This is a genomic window from Amycolatopsis sp. NPDC031561 (assembly GCF_055580625.1).
In genome coordinates, this window is record NZ_JBVILA010000001.1 from 322,683 (window position 1) to 341,471 (window position 18,789).

At 69.5% G+C, this 18,789-nt stretch carries 20 protein-coding genes and 1 riboswitch; of the genes, 11 read left to right on the forward strand and 9 right to left on the reverse strand.

Annotation, left to right across the window (positions count from 1 at the left end):
- Positions 1–110 precede the first annotated feature (110 nt).
- Complete coding sequence (locus ACZ5IK_RS01560) at positions 111–962, reverse strand: SGNH/GDSL hydrolase family protein (protein ID WP_465486090.1); 852 nt, start codon at positions 960–962, stop codon at positions 111–113.
- Positions 963–1,235: 273 nt separating this feature from the next.
- On the opposite strand from ACZ5IK_RS01560, the gene ACZ5IK_RS01565 reads away from it, so the two are divergent.
- A complete protein-coding gene (locus ACZ5IK_RS01565) occupies positions 1,236–1,940 on the forward strand; it encodes a DUF3159 domain-containing protein (protein ID WP_101610955.1) in 705 nt (234 codons plus the stop codon).
- Positions 1,941–2,047: 107 nt separating this feature from the next.
- Here the strand turns inward: ACZ5IK_RS01565 and ACZ5IK_RS01570 are convergent, their stop codons facing one another.
- Together ACZ5IK_RS01570 and ACZ5IK_RS01575 are read right to left on the reverse strand one after the other, a co-directional pair.
- The gene (locus ACZ5IK_RS01570) at positions 2,048–3,004 is read right to left on the reverse strand and encodes an N-acetylglucosamine kinase (RefSeq protein ID WP_465486091.1); all 957 of its coding nucleotides are present in this window, start codon (positions 3,002–3,004) and stop codon (positions 2,048–2,050) included.
- Positions 3,001–4,044, reverse strand: coding sequence for an SIS domain-containing protein (locus ACZ5IK_RS01575; RefSeq protein ID WP_101613548.1), 1,044 nt, complete (start codon positions 4,042–4,044; stop codon positions 3,001–3,003). Before ACZ5IK_RS01575 ends, ACZ5IK_RS01570 begins: the two co-directional genes overlap by 4 nt.
- Positions 4,045–4,184: 140 nt before the next feature.
- Between ACZ5IK_RS01575 and ACZ5IK_RS01580 the strand changes: the two genes are divergently transcribed.
- Entirely contained in the window at positions 4,185–4,940 is a 756-nt protein-coding gene (locus ACZ5IK_RS01580) for a GntR family transcriptional regulator (RefSeq protein WP_101610953.1), read from the forward strand.
- 260 nt (positions 4,941–5,200) lie between these two features.
- The gene (locus tag ACZ5IK_RS01585) at positions 5,201–6,712 is read left to right on the forward strand and encodes an MFS transporter (protein WP_465486092.1); all 1,512 of its coding nucleotides are present in this window, start codon (positions 5,201–5,203) and stop codon (positions 6,710–6,712) included.
- An 82-nt stretch (positions 6,713–6,794) separates the two neighbouring features.
- Here ACZ5IK_RS01585 and ACZ5IK_RS01590 read toward each other — a convergent pair whose 3' ends face one another.
- Complete coding sequence (locus ACZ5IK_RS01590; protein ID WP_465486093.1) at positions 6,795–7,733, reverse strand: threonine ammonia-lyase; 939 nt, start codon at positions 7,731–7,733, stop codon at positions 6,795–6,797.
- 150 nt (positions 7,734–7,883) lie between these two features.
- Between ACZ5IK_RS01590 and ACZ5IK_RS01595 the strand changes: the two genes are divergently transcribed.
- Positions 7,884–8,594: a hypothetical protein gene (locus ACZ5IK_RS01595; RefSeq protein ID WP_465486094.1), complete on the forward strand. Its 711-nt coding sequence runs from the start codon at positions 7,884–7,886 to the stop codon at positions 8,592–8,594.
- A gap of 80 nt (positions 8,595–8,674) precedes the next feature.
- On the opposite strand, the gene thiE is transcribed toward ACZ5IK_RS01595, so the two are convergent.
- Positions 8,675–9,340, reverse strand: coding sequence for a thiamine phosphate synthase (gene thiE / locus ACZ5IK_RS01600; protein WP_465486095.1), 666 nt, complete (start codon positions 9,338–9,340; stop codon positions 8,675–8,677).
- Between the two features lie 30 nt (positions 9,341–9,370).
- A riboswitch (TPP riboswitch) is annotated at positions 9,371–9,478 on the forward strand.
- Here thiE and thiO point away from each other — a divergent pair.
- From thiO to ACZ5IK_RS01620, 4 genes are all read left to right on the forward strand, one after another.
- Positions 9,472–10,545 carry a glycine oxidase ThiO gene (gene thiO, locus ACZ5IK_RS01605; protein WP_465486096.1) on the forward strand — a complete coding sequence of 358 codons (1,074 nt, stop codon included), beginning with the start codon at positions 9,472–9,474 and terminating at the stop codon, positions 10,543–10,545. Its footprint overlaps the riboswitch before it by 7 nt.
- Positions 10,545–10,745, forward strand: a complete 201-nt coding sequence (thiS, locus tag ACZ5IK_RS01610; protein ID WP_465486679.1) for a sulfur carrier protein ThiS — start codon at positions 10,545–10,547, stop codon at positions 10,743–10,745. The genes thiO and thiS overlap by 1 nt, the downstream gene beginning before the upstream one ends.
- A 10-nt stretch (positions 10,746–10,755) precedes the next feature.
- Positions 10,756–11,514 (forward strand): thiazole synthase, encoded by a 759-nt coding sequence (gene thiG / locus ACZ5IK_RS01615; protein ID WP_465486680.1) that lies wholly within the window; start codon positions 10,756–10,758, stop codon positions 11,512–11,514.
- A gap of 99 nt (positions 11,515–11,613) precedes the next feature.
- Entirely contained in the window at positions 11,614–12,048 is a 435-nt protein-coding gene (locus ACZ5IK_RS01620) for a MarR family winged helix-turn-helix transcriptional regulator (RefSeq protein WP_465486097.1), read from the forward strand.
- Here the strand turns inward: ACZ5IK_RS01620 and ACZ5IK_RS01625 are convergent.
- Both ACZ5IK_RS01625 and thiD (ACZ5IK_RS01630) read right to left on the reverse strand, forming a co-directional pair.
- Positions 12,026–12,823 carry an ion transporter gene (locus ACZ5IK_RS01625; RefSeq protein WP_465486098.1) on the reverse strand — a complete coding sequence of 266 codons (798 nt, stop codon included), beginning with the start codon at positions 12,821–12,823 and terminating at the stop codon, positions 12,026–12,028. The genes ACZ5IK_RS01620 and ACZ5IK_RS01625 overlap by 23 nt on opposite strands.
- A gap of 26 nt (positions 12,824–12,849) precedes the next feature.
- Positions 12,850–13,680 carry a bifunctional hydroxymethylpyrimidine kinase/phosphomethylpyrimidine kinase gene (thiD, locus tag ACZ5IK_RS01630; RefSeq protein ID WP_465486099.1) on the reverse strand — a complete coding sequence of 277 codons (831 nt, stop codon included), beginning with the start codon at positions 13,678–13,680 and terminating at the stop codon, positions 12,850–12,852.
- 109 nt (positions 13,681–13,789) lie between these two features.
- Between thiD (ACZ5IK_RS01630) and ACZ5IK_RS01635 the strand changes: the two genes are divergently transcribed.
- Positions 13,790–14,809: a phosphatidylinositol-specific phospholipase C domain-containing protein gene (locus ACZ5IK_RS01635; RefSeq protein WP_465486100.1), complete on the forward strand. Its 1,020-nt coding sequence runs from the start codon at positions 13,790–13,792 to the stop codon at positions 14,807–14,809.
- Positions 14,810–14,877: 68 nt separating this feature from the next.
- Here the strand turns inward: ACZ5IK_RS01635 and ACZ5IK_RS01640 are convergent, their stop codons facing one another.
- Entirely contained in the window at positions 14,878–15,801 is a 924-nt protein-coding gene (locus tag ACZ5IK_RS01640) for an NADP-dependent oxidoreductase (protein ID WP_465486101.1), read from the reverse strand.
- Between the two features lie 89 nt (positions 15,802–15,890).
- On the opposite strand from ACZ5IK_RS01640, the gene ACZ5IK_RS01645 reads away from it, so the two are divergent.
- Together ACZ5IK_RS01645 and ACZ5IK_RS01650 are read left to right on the forward strand one after the other, a co-directional pair.
- Positions 15,891–16,289: a winged helix-turn-helix transcriptional regulator gene (locus ACZ5IK_RS01645; RefSeq protein WP_174720471.1), complete on the forward strand. Its 399-nt coding sequence runs from the start codon at positions 15,891–15,893 to the stop codon at positions 16,287–16,289.
- Between the two features lie 95 nt (positions 16,290–16,384).
- Complete coding sequence (locus ACZ5IK_RS01650) at positions 16,385–17,902, forward strand: alkaline phosphatase family protein (RefSeq protein ID WP_465486102.1); 1,518 nt, start codon at positions 16,385–16,387, stop codon at positions 17,900–17,902.
- A gap of 63 nt (positions 17,903–17,965) precedes the next feature.
- On the opposite strand, the gene thiD (ACZ5IK_RS01655) is transcribed toward ACZ5IK_RS01650, so the two are convergent.
- Positions 17,966–18,787 carry a bifunctional hydroxymethylpyrimidine kinase/phosphomethylpyrimidine kinase gene (gene thiD / locus ACZ5IK_RS01655; RefSeq protein ID WP_465486103.1) on the reverse strand — a complete coding sequence of 274 codons (822 nt, stop codon included), beginning with the start codon at positions 18,785–18,787 and terminating at the stop codon, positions 17,966–17,968.
- Positions 18,788–18,789 lie beyond the last annotated feature (2 nt).

Sequence of the window (18,789 nt, forward strand, 5' to 3'; positions counted from 1 at the left end):
GAGGGGGGGTTGGTTGGTTGGGGTTGTTTGTTTTTTTGTTGTGCGCCTTTCCCCCCCCCCCCCCCCCCCCCCCCCACGACCAGCTGTACCGGCGCGAGACCGCGGCTCGTTCAGCTCGCGTGGTGGTGGATCTCCCGCGCCGCTCGCAGCTGTTGTTCGGTCGGAAGGGAGACGGCCGCGGACTCGATCTGCTCCAGCGGGAGCAGCGGCGCGAGTTCGGGGCGCTTCGGGGACAGGCCGTCGCCCATGGACTCGCCCTTGAGCTGACGCCGGATCCACGGCAGCAGGTGCGCCTTCGTCCACTCGAGGTCGGAGCGGCGCGAAGTGATCCAGGTGCTCGGATGCTCGGACGCCGGCCACGGCTCGCGCCAGTCGTCGGCGACCGGGACGCCGAGGACCTCGGCCGCGCGCAGCGCGATCCGCCGGTGGGCCTCGGGGGTGAAGTGCAGCCTGTCGTCGCTCCAGGCGCGGCGGTCGTGCAGCGGGCCCATCGCCCACATGTCGACCATCTTCGCGCCGTGGCGGTCGGCGATCGCCCACAGATGCGCGTTGTAGATGCCGACCTTGCCGCGCAGGACGTGCATGACGGACAGGTACTTGGTGTCCGGCCCGTTGAAGATGAGCACCGGGATCCCGGCATCGCGCAGCTTGGCGACCCCCGCCTCCAGCCGCGCGGCGACGGCGTCCACGTCCGCGCCGGGCACGATGATGTCGTTGCCGCCCGCGCACAGGGTGACCAGGTCGGGCTTCACCGCCAGCGCGATCGGCAACTGCTCTTCGAGGATCTCGTCGAGCATCTTCCCGCGGAGGGCGAGGTTCGCGTACTGGAAATCGGGCCTGCCTTCGGCCAGGATCTCCGCGAGCCTGTCCGCCCAGCCCCTGAAGGTGCCGTCGGGCAGATCGTCGTTGAGTCCTTCGGTGAAGCTGTCACCGATCGCCACGTAGCTGTCGAATCCGTACACGTTGGGTCCCCTTCCGTCCGTGTGCCCCCGGTTGGTACTTGTACACCACAACTAACAGCTGAGAGCGCCCCTGCAATCCCACCTGAGCGAAACCGGTGTTTCAGCCCGTTGGCACAGTCTCTTAGTTTGTCGGACGTCCATGCATCTCCATTACCGGGATGTACACTCCCGGGCTGCGGAGATTCCCCTCAAGTGGGTGTGAAACGGACAGGGTGTGTGGCGAACGTCTCCCCGCCCGGGTGTCCGGGGTCATGGATCCGGCAGGCTGTAAGGGTGACCTACCGACCCGCGCGCGAGTCGCTCGCCCAGATCCTCGGCGGGCGGCGTGGCGCCATCGACGCGAGTATCCCGCCGGCGGCCTTCGTCGTCGGCTGGCTGATCGCGGGCCAGTCGATCGCCTGGGGTGCCGGGGTGGCCATCGGGGTGGCGGTACTGCTCGGTGCGTACCGGGTCACCCGTGGTGACAAGGCCCGTGCCGTCGTCGTGAGTCTCGCCGCGGTGATCGCCGCCGCGCTGATCGCCCTGCACACCGGCCGCGCCGAAGACTTCTTCCTCATCCAGCTGCTGTCCAATGTGGCCAGCGCGCTGCTGTGGGCGGCCAGCATCGTGATCCGGTGGCCGTTGCTCGGTGTCGTGGTCGGGCTCGTCATCGGCCAGAAGACCCGCTGGCGCCGTGATCCCGAACTGCTGCGCGCGTATTCGCGGGCGAGCTGGGTGTGGGTCTTCCTGCAGTACACGCTGCGAGTCGTCGTTTACGGCTCGCTGTGGTGGAGCGGGCAGGTGGTCGCGCTCGGCATCGCGCGGACGGTGCTGTCCTGGCCGCTGGTCGCGGTGACGGTCGCCGTGAGCGGCTGGGTGCTCTACCGGACACTGCCGCCGGAACACCCCGGTCTGCGGGTCGTGGAGGACGACGGCGACGCGGGTGCGGCGGGAAAGAACCCCTCCGGCTCCGAGCCCGACGGGCTACCCAGGACATAAGGCGGCCCCCGGCGAGGGGGGAGGGTCCGGGGGCCGGGTCCTACGGTACCCGGAGTTCGGGCCCGGAGTCGATGGTTTGGTCTTTTAGGGCTCTTTTTTGGTGTTTTTCAGCCCCGCGCCAGTCGGGGCGCCCCTTCCCCAAACGCCTCGACGGCGGCGAGCCACGCGGCCCCGAGTACGCCGTCGGTGCTGGTCAGGACCTCGATGCCGGTGAGTTCGGCGCGGACTTTCGCCCCGACGGGGCCCTCCGGTGACAGCACACTGCCCACGAGGACGATCGGCGTGGTTTCGCCGGATTCTCGCGTGGTCATGACATTCGTCACCAGCAGGACGGCCGCGCGGGTGGTGATCCCGTCCGCCACCGGGTCGCCGCCGCGGTCGGCCTCGCTGACCAACGGGGCGAACCTGGCGAGCCGGATCGGCGCTTCGGAGTTCGCGCTCGTGATGAGCGCGCGCCACAGCGCCGTCCGGGCGTCGGGGTCGAACGCGTCCACTGCGGACGGTCCGAGCGCCTCGGTGAGGACGGCGCGCGCGAGCGGGCCGGGTTCGCCGCCGCGGCCCAGAACATCCAAAGTGGAGCGAACGGCTTCGCGGCCGAGCCAGTACGCCGAACCTTCGTCACCGAGCAACCAGCCGTAGCCGCCGGCGGTGGAAACCATGCGCCTGCCGCGGATCCGCCCGGCGATCGACCCGGTGCCCGCGACGAGCACCGAACCGTCCGGCGCGGAAGTGGCCGACGCGTAGGCGACCTCGACGTCGGGGACCGTCCGCACAGGACTGATCCCCGTGTCCTTCCACGCGGTCGCGAAGATCTCCGCGATCGACGGATCACTCAGCTTGCTGACCCCGGCCATGCCGACGACGCACGCCGCCGTCGCGGCCGGGTCCAGCGCGCCCAGCGCGCCGGTGATCGCGCTCGCGATCCGCGACGCGGCTTCGGCGGGCGGATGGGAGTTGGGATTCGCCCCGCCCGCGCGCCCGGTGCCGAGAACGACGCCGGAGGCATCGACCGCGATCGCTCGCGTCGACGTGCCTCCGGCGTCCACCCCTACGACATGCGTCACCGGGTCTTGGTCACCTTGAGCAGCCCGCGGGGGCTGTCCGGGTCACCGCCGCGCGCCAGCGAAAGGCCGAGCGCGATCCGCTGGATGGGCAGGATCTCCAGGATCGGCGCGACCTCTTCGGCGGACGGGGCGACCCCGATCCGCAGCGCCGCGGGGACGTCGGCGGAAGCCGAGCCGACCGCGAGCACGTCCGCGCCACGCTTGCCGACGGCCTGGAGGACCTCCTGCATCGCACCAACGCCGTGTCCCTGACTCGTCACGGCGAGCACCGCGGTCTCGCCGTCGACCGCGGCGACCGGACCGTGCAACAGGTCCGCGCCGCTGTACGCGCGGGCCGCGAGGTAACTGGTTTCCGCCAATTTCAAGGAACCCTCCAGCGCCGAGGCGTAGGAGTAGCCGCGGCCGGTGGTGAGCACCCGGTCGACGAAGCGGTAGCGGTCCACCGCGCGCTGAACGCCTTCGTCGGCGCTGTCGAGGGTCTGCTGCGCGAGTTCGCCCAGCTTCGCCGCGTCCTCGCCCTTGCCGCCGCGGACCGCGTCGATCAGCAGGTAAAGGGAGAGCAAGGTCGCCGAGTACGTCTTCGTGGCGGCCACGGCCTTTTCCAGCCCCGCGCCGATGTCGACGCCGAGTTCGGCGGCGGCACGCAGCGGCGACTCCGGGGTGTTGGTGACCGAGACGGTCAGCGCTCCCTGGCGACGCGCGGTTTCGGTGACCTCGATGAGATCCGGCGAACCACCGCTTTGGCTTACTGTGATGAAGAGAACGTCCCGCAGATCGGGACGGGCGCCGTACAAAGTCGCGGTGGAGGGCGAGACGAGACCGCAGGGGAGACCGAGGAGTACTTCGATCAGGTACTTCGCATACAGGGCGGCGTGGTCACTGGAGCCGCGGGCGGCGAGCAGTGCGAACCTGGGCGGGCGCTGGGAGATGGCTTCGGCCACCTCGGCGATTTCGGCCTGTCGCTCCACGATTCCTGCCAGAATGGCGGGTTGCTGGGAGATCTCCGCGGCCATGTGCTCGCCGGGGCGCTGTTCGGTCATCTCGTTCCCTTCCACCGGGACGTACTTCGTCCCCCGAGTAGGTCTAGACCAATGCTAGCCCGAATGGACGTTTGTGGTGAAGGGTACGTTTCCTAGCGGGGCAGGTGCGCGTTTGAGTGGGAAGGCTTAGGGAGTCGGTCATGTTGGAGACAACCACCGCGAGTGAGGCGGGCGCTACGGCAGGGATGCGCGGGCAGCGCGAACCCAAGTACTGGGCGCTGAAACAGCATCTGCTCGATCTGCTCGACGCGTTGCCGCCGGGCTCGCCGATTCCGACGGAACGGGCACTGGCGGGGGAATTCACCGTTTCGCGCACCACGGTCCGGCAGGCGCTCGCCGACCTGACCGCCGAGGGCAGGCTCCACCGCGTCCAGGGCAAGGGCACCTTCGCCGCCGAGCCGAAACTCGCGCAACGGCTGCAGTTGTCGTCCTACACCGAGGACATGCAGAAGCAGGGCCTCAAGCCGTCGTCGAAGCTGCTGGAGATCGACGAACTGCCGGTGGAAGCGGATCTGGCGAAACTGCTGGGAATCCGCGTCGGCGCGAAAATCCTTCGTCTTCGCCGTCTCCGGCTGGCCGATTCGCAGCCGATGGCACTGGAGACCACGCATCTCCCGCTCGGCCGGTTCCGCGGTTTGCGCAAACACGTTTCCGCAGGTGGTTCGCTGTACGCCGTGCTGAGGGAGCATTACGGCGTCGAGCTGGAAAGGGCCGAGGAAACGATCGAGACCGCGCTCGCCGGACCGCACGAGGCGGAGATGCTGGGCGCCGACGTCGGAATGCCGATGTTGCTCCTTTCGAGGCATTCTTTCGCCACCGACGGAAAACCGGTCGAGTTCGCGAGGGCGATCTACCGGGGCGACCGTTACAAATTCGTCACCACGCTGCTTCCTTGAGGCGCGCTGACGGAAACGTTTCGCAGGGCGCTGGACCGAAGAGAACTCGCGTGGTCTTGCAGGGCGCCCTACAAAACGTTTCCGTGGCCTTCGGCCGAAAGAGGGCGCGCCTGTGCGGACTCCTCGTCGCGCTGACGCGCTTCGAGTAGTCAGGGTCCGCCGGTTCGGTCGTTCGGTCGCTGAATCTCTGACGTGTCAGGTATTCGGGGCTTACCGATTTCGCGGTGGCTTGGTGTCGGTGGGCGTGATTCAGTCGTTCTATGACTGACGGGGCGGGGATCCGCTGGGGGACGCCGGTGGCGCGCGGAGTGCTCGCGACGACCATCGTGGGCTCGGGCATGGCGATGCTCGACGGGACGATCATCAACGTCGCGTTGCCGAGAATCGGCGAAGAACTCGAAGCGTCCGTCGCGGGCCTGCAATGGATCCTCGACGGCTACCTGCTCGCACTCGCCGCGCTGATCCTCGTCGCCGGTTCGCTCGGCGACCGCTACGGCCGCCGCCGGATGTTCGTCGTCGGCGTCGTCTGGTTCGGGATCGCGTCCGGGCTGTGCGCCGCCGCGACGACGACCGAGATGCTCGTCGCGACACGCGTCCTCCAAGGGATCGGGGGAGCTTTGCTCACGCCCGGCTCCCTCGCCATCCTCCAAGCGTCCTTCGCCCACGACGACCGGGCCCGCGCGATCGGCGCGTGGTCCGGGCTCGGCGGGATCGCCGCGGCGATCGGCCCGCTGCTCGGCGGCGTGCTGGTGCAGGTGTGGTCGTGGCGGCTGGCGTTCCTGATCAACCTGCCGCTGGCCGTCGTCTGCGTCCTGCTCGCCCGGCGCTACGTGCCCGAGTCCCGCGACGAGGAGGCGACCGGGCATCCGGACTTCACCGCGGCCGCCGTCGGCGCGATCGGCCTCGCCGGGCTGACCGGCGCGCTGGTCGAGGCACCCGGACGCGGCATCGGGGACGTCGTCGTCCTGGTGGCCATCGTGCTCGGGGTCGCGGGGCTGGGGGCGTTCCTGGTGATCCAGCACCGCTCGGCCGACCCGCTGGTGCCGCCGAAACTGTTCCGCGACCGGACGTTCAGCCTCGCCAACGCGCTGACCTTCGTCGTCTACGCGGCACTCGGCGGCGTGATGATGCTGATGGTCATGCAGTTGCAGGTTTCGCTGGGCTATTCGCCGACCGCGGCCGGGCTCGCCGGACTGCCGATCACCGTCATCATGCTGCTGTTCTCCGGCCGGTCCGGCGCGCTGGCGCAGCGGATCGGGCCGCGCGCGCAACTGGTCGTCGGCCCGATCCTGGTCGGTGTCGGGATGCTCCTGCTGATGCGCGTGGAGCCGGGGTCTTCGTATCTCGGGTCGGTGCTGCCCGCCGTCGTCGTGTTCGGTGCCGGGCTGGCGACGGTCGTCGCACCGGTGACCGCGACCGTGCTGGCCGCCGCGCCGGACCGGTACGCGGGCGTGGCCTCCGGGGTCAACAACGCCATCGCGCGCTCCGGCGGGCTGCTCGCGATCGCCGTGCTGCCCGCCGTCGCCGGACTGTCCGGCGCCGCCTACACCGATCCGGTGGCGCTGACCGCGGGCTGGCGGACGGCGCTGCTGGTGTGCGCGGCGCTGGCGATCGGCGGCGGCCTGATCGCGCTCGGCATCCACAACGGTGTCCTCGACACGCCGTCCGAGGCCGCCGAGGACACCGCCGAATCGCCGCATCCCGGCGAATGTCTCCACTGCGGGGTGGACTCGCCGCCGACGCACGTCCGTCCCGCCGGTCACTCGGCTTAAGCGGCCCCTCGCAAGTGTCATGAAAGGGGCTTTCAGGACATTTTTTGTCCTGAAAGCCCCTTTCATGACACTCCAGCGCGCCCTAGGCCAGGAGCTCGGCCAGCGTCGCCGGGTCCAGGTTGCCGCCCGAAACGACCGACACGGTCTTCCCCGGCGGCAACGCGTCGCGGTGAAACAGGTACGCGGCGGTCGCGGTGGCGCCGCTCGGTTCGGCGATCAGGCGGGCGCGGTGCGCCAGCGTCCGGACGGCCTCCCGGATCTCCTCCTCGGAAACGATGACGACGTCGTCGAGCACCGCCTGGAGGTGGGCGAAGGTCAGGTCCGACGGCTGGGCGCGCAGGCCGTCGGCGATGGTCCTCGCCCGCAGGTCCATCGGCCATTCGATCCGCCTGCCCGCGCGCAGGCCCTCGGCGGTGTCGGCCGCGAGTTCGGGCTCGACGCCGATGACCTTCGCGCCGGGGAGCAGCGCCTTGATCGCCGTGCCGACGCCCGAGGCCAGCCCGCCACCGCTGAGCGGGACGAGGACGACTTCGGCGTCCGGCAGGTCTTCGGCGATCTCCAGGCCGACGGTGCCCTGGCCGGCGATGACGTCGCGGTGGTCGAACGGCGGGATCAGGGTGAGGTCCCGTTCTCCGGCGACGGCGAGCGCCGAGGACTGCTGGCGGTCGATCGGGACCTCGATGACTTCGGCGCCCAGCGCCTTGGTGGCTTCGACCTTCGCGCGCGGGGCGACGTCCGGAACGATGATCACCGCGGGAATTCCGAACCGTTTCGCCGAGTAGGCGACCGCTTGCGCGTGGTTGCCACTGGAAAACGCGACGACCCCGCGAGCGCGCTGATCTTCGTCGAGGGCGGCGATCGCATTGTACGCGCCACGAACCTTGAAAGCGCCGATCCGCTGCAGGCTTTCCGGCTTCAGCCACAACGGCGCCCACGTCTGTTCCAGCAACGGTGTGCGTACCGCGGCGCCCTTGATCCGGCTCGCCGCGGCACGGATTTCCTCGATTGAGACCAATTCCATCTGCCTGATTATGTCAAGGAATCGTGAACTCTGGACAGTCCTTTTTGGACGGACAGCGTGGCGCTCCTCACGTGTGGACAACGAACGGAGCATCCCATGCGCCTTATTCGTTAGGACCGGGTGAGGATCGACTAGCTGCAGAACGGGATCATGACCAAGGAGACTTCCGAAAAGGACACCGAAAAGACGGAAAAGCAGGGGAGGATCGTCCAGGTGACGGCGGCCGCGATGGCCGCGATCACCGCGGCGTTGCTGGGTTCCACGCTCGGCGTGGCCGGCACGGTCGCCGGTGCCGGGCTGGCGAGTGTCATCACGACGCTCGGTGGCGAGCTGTACCTGCGTTCGCTGCAACGCACCAAGGACGCGGCGCTGAAGGCGCGCGTGGTGCTGACCGTGCCGGGACGGCGGCGGGTGCTCGACCCGTCGGAGCAGGAGACCGTCCGGCTCACCCCGGCGGAGGATGAAGAGTCCTCCGAGCGGAAGTTCAAACCGCGCTGGGCGGTGATCGCCGGGGTCAGCGTGGTGGCGTTCGTGGTGGCGCTCGTCGCGATCACCGGCTTCGAGGGCGCGACCGGCAAGACCTTCGGCGGCGGGACCGGGACGACCATAGGGAAGATCATCGGCGGCGGGCAGGCGCAGGAGCGGCAGGACAAGCAGGACACCCCGCCCGCGACGTCCCCTTCCGAAACCCAGGACGACCAGCCCCGGAACACGCCGTCGACCACGCCGACCCCGTCGACGACACCCACGTCCCCCACGACCACGCAGGCCCCTTCGACGACGCCGTCCACGACGCCGTCGACGTCCCAGGCGCCCCCGACCACCCCGTCCGCTCCCGCCTCCGGCACCCCCGCGCCCTGATCCCGCGTTTCGTCCTCTGGTTGCGGTAGTTCGTACCGCCAACTACCGCAACTAGAGGACTACTTGCGGTGGTAGAGGGGTTAGGTGAGGGCGGAGCGGAGGGTGCGAGCGGCCGCTTCGGGGTCTTCGGCCTCGGTGATCGCCCGGACGACGACGATCCGCGACGCCCCCGCGTCCAGCACCTCGGGCAGCCGGTCGGCGTCGATCCCGCCGATCGCGAACCACGGCCGCGGCGTCCCGAAACCCGCGGTGGCGCGCACCAGGTCGAGCCCCGGAGCGGAGCGGCCGGGCTTCGTCGGCGTCGGCCAGCACGGGCCGGTGCAGAAGTAGTCCACGCCCGGTTCCTCGGCCGCGGCCTTGGCCTGTTCGGCCGAATGGGTGGACCGGCCGATCACCACGTCGTCGCCGACGATCTCGCGGGCCAGCGGCACCGGGATGTCGTCCTGGCCCAGGTGCAGCACGTGTGCGCCGACGGCGAGCGCGACGTCCGCGCGGTCGTTCACCGCCAGCAGCTTGCCGTGCCTCTCGCACGCCTCCGCGAGCACTTCCAGCGCCGCGATCTCGTGTTTCGCCTCGATCGGGGCACCGCCGGTCTTGTCCCTCAGCTGGATGATGTCGACCCCGCCCGCCAGCGCCGCGTCGGCGAATTCGGCGAGATCGCCGCGGCCGGACCGGGCGTCGGTGCAGAGGTACAGGCGGGCGTTCGCGAGCCGTGCGCGGATCCGCGGATCAGACAGGGTGGGCATGGCGGCGACGGTACCCGCGCGCTACGGTGGGGTGGTCCGCACGGGAGCCCGAGGACGGGCTGAGAGGGAGCCGAAACCGCTCCGACCGTGGAACCTGATCCGGGTCATGCCGGCGCAGGGAGCGTGCGTTCATGAAGGAACTTTCGGTTGTCGGCGGCGGGGTCATCGGCCTCTCGGTCGCTTGGCGCGCGTCCGCGCGCGGCCATCGCGTCACCGTGTACGACCCCGAGCCCGGTCGCGGCGCGTCGTGGCTCGCGGGCGGCATGCTCGCGCCGGTCACCGAGGCCTGGCCCGGCGAGGAGGACGTCCTCACCCTCGGCGAAGCGTCACTGCGGCGCTGGCCGGATTTCGCCCGTGACCTGGCCGAAGAGGGCGCCGACCCGGGGCTTTCGCCGCGCGGCACGCTCGTCGTCGCGCTCGACGGCGCCGACGCGGGCAACCTCGAAATGCTCGCCGCGTACCTCACCGAACTCGGCCGAGAGGTCGAGAGACTGACCGGCCGTGAGGCCCGCCGGGTCGAGCCCTGTCTCGCCGCCACCGTCCGAAGTGGACTGCTGGTGCCCGGGGATCTGGCCGTGGACAACAGAAGACTGCTGCTGGCGCTCAAACACGCTTGCGACAAGCACGAGGTCGCGTTCCGCGACGAGACTGTCACCGATATCGAAGACCTCGAAGGCGACGTCGTCCTCGCCGCGGGCGCCTGGACCGGACGCCTCCACCCCGCGCTCGCCGACGCGGTCCGCCCGCTGAAGGGCGAGATCCTCCGCCTGCGGCCGCGCCGGGGCTGCCTGCCGCCACCGGTGAGGACCGTCCGCGCGATGGTCGAGGGCCGCCCGATCTACCTCGTCCCGCGTGACGACGGTCAGCTCGTCCTCGGCGCGACCCAGTACGAGGCCGGTTTCGACGAGACCGTCACCGTCCGGGGCGTCCGAGAACTGCTCGAAAGCGCGGAGCGCGTCTTCCCGGGCATCACCGAATACGAACTCGTCGAGACCGCCGCCGGATTGCGCGCGGCCAGCGTCGACACCATGCCTTTCATCGGTGAGCTGGGCGAAGGTGTCTTCGCCGCGACAGGTCACCATCGCAACGGTCTGCTGATGGCCCCGCTCACCGCGGACGCCGCGGTCGCCTGGCTGGACGGCGGGCCGTTGCCGGAAGAGGTCACGGCGGCGTCGCCGTCGCGGCGGAGCGAGGAGCGGGTGTGATGGAGATCCAGGTCAACGGCCAGTGGCGCGAGTTCCCCGACGGGACCACCGTCGAGGGCGTGCTCGAGGCGCTCGGCACGGCGGCACGAGGCGTCGCCGTCGCGGTGGACGGCGTGGTCGTCCGGCGCGGCGAATGGCCGGAAGCCGTGGTGCCCAAGGGCGCCAGCGTCGACATCCTCACCGCGGTCCAAGGAGGCTGAAATGTCCGGCATGGACGGCGACCACCTCGTCATCGGCGAGCACAAGCTCTCGTCGCGGCTGATCATCGGCACCGGCGGCGCGGCGAACCTCGCCGTGGTGGAACGCGCGCTGGTGGCGTCCGGCACGGAACTGACCACCGTCGCGATGCGCAAGGCGGACGCCGAGGGCGGCTCCGGCGTCCTCGAACTGCTCAGGCGGCTCGGTATCCGCCTGCTGCCCAACACCGCAGGCTGCCGGACGGCGGCCGAAGCGATCCTCACCGCCCAGCTGGCGCGCGAAGCGCTCGAAACCGACCTCGTCAAGCTGGAAGTCCACGCCGACGACCGCACGCTGCTTCCGGACCCGTTCGAGACCCTCGAAGCGGCGGAGCGGCTCACCGCGGACGGCTTCACCGTGCTGGCGTACACCAACGACGATCCGGTTCTGGCGCTGAGGCTGGAGGAGGCGGGCTGCGCGGCCGTGATGCCGCTGGGCGCGCCGATCGGCACCGGTCTCGGTATCCGGAATCCGCACAACATCGAGCTGATCGTGTCGCGCGCGGGGGTCCCGGTGATCCTCGACGCCGGGATCGGCACGGCCTCCGACGCGACACTGGCGATGGAGCTCGGCTGCGACGCCGTCCTGCTCTCCACCGCCGTGACCAGGGCAGCGGATCCGGAGCGGATGGCGTCGGCGATGCGCGCCGCGGTCACCGCCGGACGGCTGGCCGCGGGCGCGGGGCGGATTCCCCAGCGGTTCTGGGCACACGCGTCGAGCCCGCCCCGATAACCCTTTTGTACGGTTCACGGCGACCGTGCGCGGAGAGCCCGTATGGTTGACGGCACTCTCCGGCGGCGCACCGCCGCCGTGTACCCAGAGGAGCCAGTGGTGACCACGTCAGCGGTCCAGGATGTTTCGGGCAGATTGTTCCTGGCGGTGGGCAGGTTGTCCCGGTCACTGCGTCAGGCGGGAATACCCGGACCGGGCCACGGCGCCATCTCGGCGCTCGCCACGCTCGTGCACTACGGCCAGCTCCGGCTGGGGGATCTCGCGGCGAAGGAAGGCGTCGCCGCGGCCACCATGTCGAGGATCGTCGCTTCGCTGGTCGAAGCGGGCTACGTCAGCCGTGAATCGGACCCGATCGACAGGCGGGCCTGGCTCGCGGAGGCCACCGAAGAGGGCGAGAGGCTGGTTTCCGGCGTCCGGTCGACGCGGGTGAACGAACTGGGCAAGCGCCTCGAACGGCTGACCCCGGAGCACCAGGCGGCGCTCGCGGCGGCTCTGCCCGCCCTCGAAGCGCTCATCGCTGACGAAGAGCGCTGACTTCGGCGCGAAGAGCCCGGAGTTCGTCGAGGATCTCCTTGTTCGCCAGGGCCTGGGTTTCGGCCTGCTTCGCTTCTTCTTCGCGGATGTCCTGACGAAGCTCGTCCTCCATCCCGCTGACCACGACGGCGATGAAGAGGTTCAGCACCGCGAAGCTGGACACGAGAATGTAGACCACGAAGAACACCCAGGCCATGGGTGCTTCCTTCATGATCTCCTTGGCGATGTCCGGCCACGCCTCGCCGGTCATCACCTGGAACAGGGTGAACAGCGAGGTGCCGAGGTCGCCGAAGTTCTCCGGCGAGATGGCCCCGAAGAGCTTGGTCGCCATCACCCCCGCGACGAAGATGATCAGCGCGAGCAGCGCGGCGATCGACGCCATCCCGGGGATCGACGCGAGCAGGCCGGTGACGACCTTCCGCATCGACGGCACGACCGAGATCAGCCGCAGCACTCGCAGGACCCGCAACGCCCGCAGGACCGCGAACGGGCCGGTCGTGGGGATCACCGCGATGCCGACGACGAGCAGGTCGAAGATGTTCCACGGGTCGCGGAAGAACTTCGCGCGGTAGGCGTAGAACTTCGCGCCGAGCTCGAGCACGAAGATCGTGAGCGCGAGGTAGTCGACCGCGTGCAGCAACGGCCCGTACTCCGCGAGCATCCTCGTCGAGGTCTCCAGGCCGAGGGTGACGGCGTTGAAGACGATCACCGCGATGATGAAGTTCTGAAAGCCGCGGGCCTCGACGACCTTGGCGACCCGCTCGCGTCCGGTCACGGCACAGATCGTAACCGGACGTGTTCTCAGTGCTCCGGCGCAAGCCGCCAAAACGCCGAAACCGGACCGACCTTCGCGCCCATGGGGTAGGCGTTTTCGACCGCGTGTGAGACGAACCACTTGCCGTAGCGGGCGGCCTCCACGACGGACATGCCTTTCGCGAGCCCGGCCGTCAGCGCCGACGCCATCGTGTCCCCGGCGCCGTGCGTGTGCTGCGTGGCGAACCGCTCGCCCGGCAACTCGACGAACGTGGAGCCGTCGAAGAGCACGTCGACGCATTCCGGGTCGGACACGAGGTGACCGCTCTTCACGAGCACGTACTTCGGGCCGAGCCGGTGCAGGACGACGGCGGCCTGGTGCATCTGTTCGCGGGTGGTCACGGTCATCCCGGTCAGCAGCCGGACCTCGTCGAGGTTCGGCGTGAGGACCGTCGCGCGCGGCAGGAGCTCGTCGCGCAGCGCCACCAGGCCGTCTTCGTCGAACAGCGGATGCCCGTGCATCGACGCCGCGACCGGGTCGACCACGAAGGGCACCTTCCGGTCGCGGCCGATTTCGGCCTTGTCGCAGGCGGCGGCGACGGCGTGGATGATCTCGGCCGAGGCCAGCATCCCGGTCTTGGCCGCGTTGACGCCCATGTCGGCCGCGACGGCCTCGATCTGCCCGGCGACGATCGCCGCCGGGATGTCGGTCCGGTCGTGCACGCCGAGGGTGTTCTGGACGGTCACGGCGGTCACCGCGACCAGGCCGTGCACGCCGCAGGTGAGGAACGTGCGCAGGTCCGCCTGCAGACCGGCGGCGCCGCCGGAGTCGGAACCGGCGATGGTCAGCGCCGACGGCGGGCTCGGGTTCTCGCTCATGGGTTCATTTTCCCGACTGGTCCTTTTGGTTCAACACCGGTTCGGCCACCGTCCACCACGGTGGCACAGTGTGTGAGCCATTGCACTCCCCGCGTGCGAAAGGGCCCGAATGAAACTCGTCCCCACCGTGTCCCTGATCGGCGTGATCGTGGCGGCTTCGCTGTCCGGAACGGTCGCGAACGCGGACGCCGCCAAGGTCTCCCACGTGACCACCGTCGGCGTCCACAACACCTACGAAACCGGCGCCTACGACTACCTCGCGAGGTCGCTGGACGCGGGCACCTCGCTGATCGAACTCGACGTCTGGCCGAACATCATCACCCGGGAATGGAAGGTCAGTCACTCGAACCCGTTGGGGAACGACAACAACTGCGTCGCGGCGAGTTCGCCGTCGCAGCTGTACACCGGCGGGAAGAACAAGAACCTCGAACACTGCCTCGACGACATCCGCGTCTGGCTGGGCGAGCATCCAGGCAGCAAACCGCTCACGCTCAAACTGGAGATGAAGACCGGCTTCGCGGACAACCGCGGCCTAGGCCCGGACGAACTCGACGCGTCCATCCGGGGGCATCTCGGCGGCGCGGTTTTCCGCCCGGCGGATCTGCTCGGCGGGTACGCGACGCTCGACGACGCGGCCAAAGCAGACAACTGGCCGTCGCTGGACGCGTTGCGGGGCAAGGTGATCATCGAGGTGATCCCCGGCACGGTCGAGGAGGGCAATCCGACGGACACGCTCAAGACCGATGTCGAATACGCGCGCCATCTGCGGTCTTTGAAGGACGCGGGCCGGGTCGGCGAGGCGCAGATCTTCCCGGCGGTGCACGGCGCGGCGCCGGGTGATCCGCGGACGAAGTACGCCGACACCGGGCTCCGGCCGTGGTTCGTGGTGTTCGACGGCGACGCGAACGCGTTCCTGACGCAGACCGGGCCGGGCTGGTACGACGACAACCACTACTACGTGGTGATGACCGACGCGCACAACGTCGCGCCGGCCATCGACTCCCGTAACCCCACCGTGGCGCAGGCGAGCGAACGGGCGGCTCTGCTGGCGAAGAACCACGCGTCCGTGCTCACCTCGGACTGGACGGGGCTGACCACCGTCCTGCCGAAGGTGCTGCCGCGCGGTTAGACCCGGGTCTCGCGTGAAGGCCCCCTTCCCTCGGCTCAGCCGAGGGAAGGGGGCCTTCACGCGCTTGTCTACACCGTCAGGACGAGCTTTCCGGTGACACGGCCGCCTTCGCCGACTTCGTGGGCCTTGGCGACGTCCTCCAGCGGGAAGGTCTGCTCGACGTGTACGCGCAGTTCGCCCTTCTCGATCAGTTCGGTCAGCGCCAGCAGGCCGAGCTGATCGGGTTCGGCGAGCATCCCCGACGTCCGCACGCCCAGCTTCCCGGCCTTCTCCGCGACAGCCTCGCTCACGCCGCCCGGAACCGCGATGAGCAGGCCGCCCGGCTTCACCGCGTCCAACCAGCGCAGGTCGCTCTCCTCGCCGACCAGCCCGAACACGACGTCGACGTCGGACGCCGTCGCGCTCTCGTCGTGGTAGTCGATCGGCTCGTCGACGCCGAGTTCGCGGAGGAATCCGTGCTTCCCGGCGCTCGCCGTGCCCAGGACGTACGCGCCGCGCGCCTTCGCCACCTGGACGGCGAGGTGCCCGACCCCGCCCGCCGCGGCGTCGATCAGCACACGCTGTCCCGGCTGGACGCCGGCGATGTCCACGAGGCCCTGCCACGCGGTGAGGCCGGCGAGCGGCAGCCCGGCGGCGTCCTCGTGGGAGAGGTTCGCGGGTTTGCGCACGAACTGGCGGGCGGGCGCGGTCACGTATTCGCCGTAGCCACCGGCCTGCCGGGGAAACCACGGGAAGCCGAGGACCTCGTCGCCGACGGCGAAGTGCGTCGTGCCGACGCCGAGCTCCTCCACCACCCCGGACACGTCCCAGCCGAGGACGAACGGCGGCTCGCCCATGAAGACGCCGTAGGCCCGGGTCTTCCAGTCGACCGGGTTGATGCCCGCGGCCCGCACCCGCACGAGCACCTCGGTCGGGCCGGGCACCGGACGGCCGGTCTCGGTCACCTCCAGTACCTCCGGGCCACCAAGCCGCTGCTGGGTCACGACGCGCATCGAAAGCTCCTTAGTAGTTCTTGTGACTCCATCTTCGGCGCCTTGGTCACTTCTCGCCAGAAGGCACTTGTAGGTAAACTAGGTACCTGATGGAAACCACCTGTGAAGTGCCGGAATCGCCGTGGGACATCTACCTGCGGAACTGTCCGTGCCGAGACGTCCTCGATCTGCTCGCCAACAAGTGGACCGCGCTGGTGCTCGGCGCGCTGTCGCGGCGGCCGCACCGGTTCGGTGAACTGCGCCGTGCCGTCGGCGGGATCAGCCAGAAGATGCTGACCCAGAACCTGCGCGCCCTCGAACGCGACGGCCTGGTCACCCGGACGGTGTACCCGACCACACCGCCGACCGTCGAGTACGCGCTGACCGAACGAGGTTCGAGCGCGAGCACCCTGCTGATGGCGGTCAGCGAATGGTCCGTCGGCAACTTCGACGGGATCCTGGAATCCCGCAAGGCCTACGACTCGCGCGTGATGGAGCCCGTCGGCTGAAGTCCTTCGCGGCGGCACGCGGACTTCATCGGGAGGACAGTTCGGCGTACTAACTTGGCGAACAATTGGTTCGAACAAGTTATCCGGAGGCTTTTGTGCGCAGAACGCTTTCCCTCCTGTCGGCCATGGTGGCCGTCGCCGGGCTGACCACCGGAGTCGCGGCCGCCGAGGTCAAGACGCCGAAGGTACTGGTCATCGGCCTGGACGGCGCCCGGTTCGACAAGCTGATGGCCGCCGACACCCCGAACGTCCACGCGCTCGTGAAGCGCGGGTACGCCTCGCGCAGTTCGCTGTACGGCAGCGGGATGGCGCCGACGGTCAGCGGTCCGGGCTGGTCCACGATCCTCACCGGCGTCTGGCCGGACAAGCACAAGGTGAAGGACAACTCCTTCACCGGCAACGACCTCGCCTCGCACCCGAGTTGGCTCGCCCGCGCCGAAACCGCGAACCCGGCTCTCGACACCTACGCGGCCGTCGACTGGAAGCCGATCGGCGACAAGATCCTGCGCACCGGCCAGGACCGCAAGTTCGTGCTCGACGGTGACAGTGCCGGCTACGAGAAGACGGACGAGCAGATCGCCATCGACGCGGAGAAGCACCTCAAGCAGGACAAGGCCGACGCGTCGTTCGTCTACTTCGGACAGACGGATGAAGCGGGCCATGCACACGGCGCGGACTCGCCGCAGTACGAAGCCTCCCTGCGCACCGACGACGCGCTGATCGGCCGCCTGCTGGCAGCCGTCGACGCGCGGGCGAATCGCGCGAGCGAGGACTGGCAGATCATGATCTCCGCCGACCACGGCCACACGCCGTCGGGCGGTCACGGCGGCGACAGCCCCGAGGAGCGGATGACGTTCGTGATCGCCGCGGGCGGCGCGGTCCCGGCCGGAACCCCCGCCGTGGCACCGAAGATCGTCGACATCGCACCGACCGTCTTGCGGCACCTGGGTATCGCGGCCCCGGCGGGCTACGACGGCTACCCGCTCGGCGCCGCGCCTTCGGATGTCTTCGACACGGCCTCCTTGAAGCCTCGTCAGGACGAAACCGGTGTCCCTGCGGGAGTCTTCGGCTGGACGCACGACGCGCCGGGCGGCTGGACCGTACGCAACGCCACCGGGATGCCCGCGGGTGTCGCGGAATGGCAGGGCTGGTCCTTCACCAACGACGACTTCTGGACCCGCACGGCGCCCGGCCAGCAGCGCGAGGCGAACGCCCGGGCGCGCGGCGTCTTCGCGGTCGCGGACCCGGACGAGTGGGACGACAAGGGCTCGCCCGCCTCACGCGGCACCTTCGATTCTTCCCTGGTTTCGCCTGGGCTCGACGTTTCCGGCAAGTCCACTGTGGACGTCTCGTTCGTCTCGCACTACCGGCAGGACGGGACGCAGCGGGGCGCGCTGACGGCGTCGTTCGACGGTGGTCCCGAGCAGAATGTGCTGGCCTATGGGCCGGAGTCGGGTACGGCGAACAAGGGCGGGGACGTGCTTTCGGTGCCGACGTCGGCTTCGGTCAAGGTGCCGGCGGGGGCTCGGTCGGTGAAGCTGGCCTGGCGCTTGTACGCGGCGGGCAACAACTGGTACTGGGCCGTGGACGCTCCTCGCCTGCTCGCCCGGTAACCGATGCTATGAAAGGCCCGTTACTTGCAAAATTTGCAAGTAACGGGCCTTTCATAGCACGCCTCAAGCGTCGCTGAGCCGCCAAAAGGGTGAAACCGGACCCACGCCCGCCCCCAGCGGATACGACTCCGCCACACAACGCTCGATGAACCGTTTCCCTTCGGCGACCGCGGTGGGCACGTCGGAACCCTTCGCCAGCGATGAAGTGATCGCCGAGGCCATCGTGTCCCCGCCGCCGTGCGTGTTCCGCGTGTCGAACCGCGGTCCGCTCAACTCGACCCAAGACGTGCCGTCGGACAACAGGTCCACGCAGTCCTGGGCCGCGTCGAGATGCCCGCCCTTCACCAGTACCCATTCCGAACCGAACTCCAGCAGCGCTTCCGCCGCCTCCCGCTGCGTCGCGGGCCCTGTCACGTGCACGCCGGTCAGCAGCCGCACCTCGTCGAGGTTCGGGGTGATCAGCGTCGCGCGCGGGAAGAGTTCGGTGCGGATCGCCTCCAGCGCTTCCTCGCGCAGCAGCGCGTGCCCGGTCATCGACGCGGCGACAGGGTCCACGACGAACGGCGTCGGCGTGTTCCGTCCGATGTGGACCTCGTCGAGCGTCTTGGCGACGGCGTTGATGATCTCCGCCGTCGCGAGCATCCCGGTCTTGGCGGCGTCGACACCCATGTCGACGGCGACGGCCTTGATCTGGCCGGTGACGACGTCGACCGGGATCTCGCTGAAACCCTGCACGCCCAGCGAGTTCTGCACGGTGACCGCGGTGAGCGCGACCATCCCGTGCACGCCGTTGGCGAAGAAGGTGCGCAGGTCGGCCTGGATGCCCGCACCACCACCGGAATCCGATCCGGCGATGGTGAGGGCGGTCCTGGGTGCCGTGTTCATGA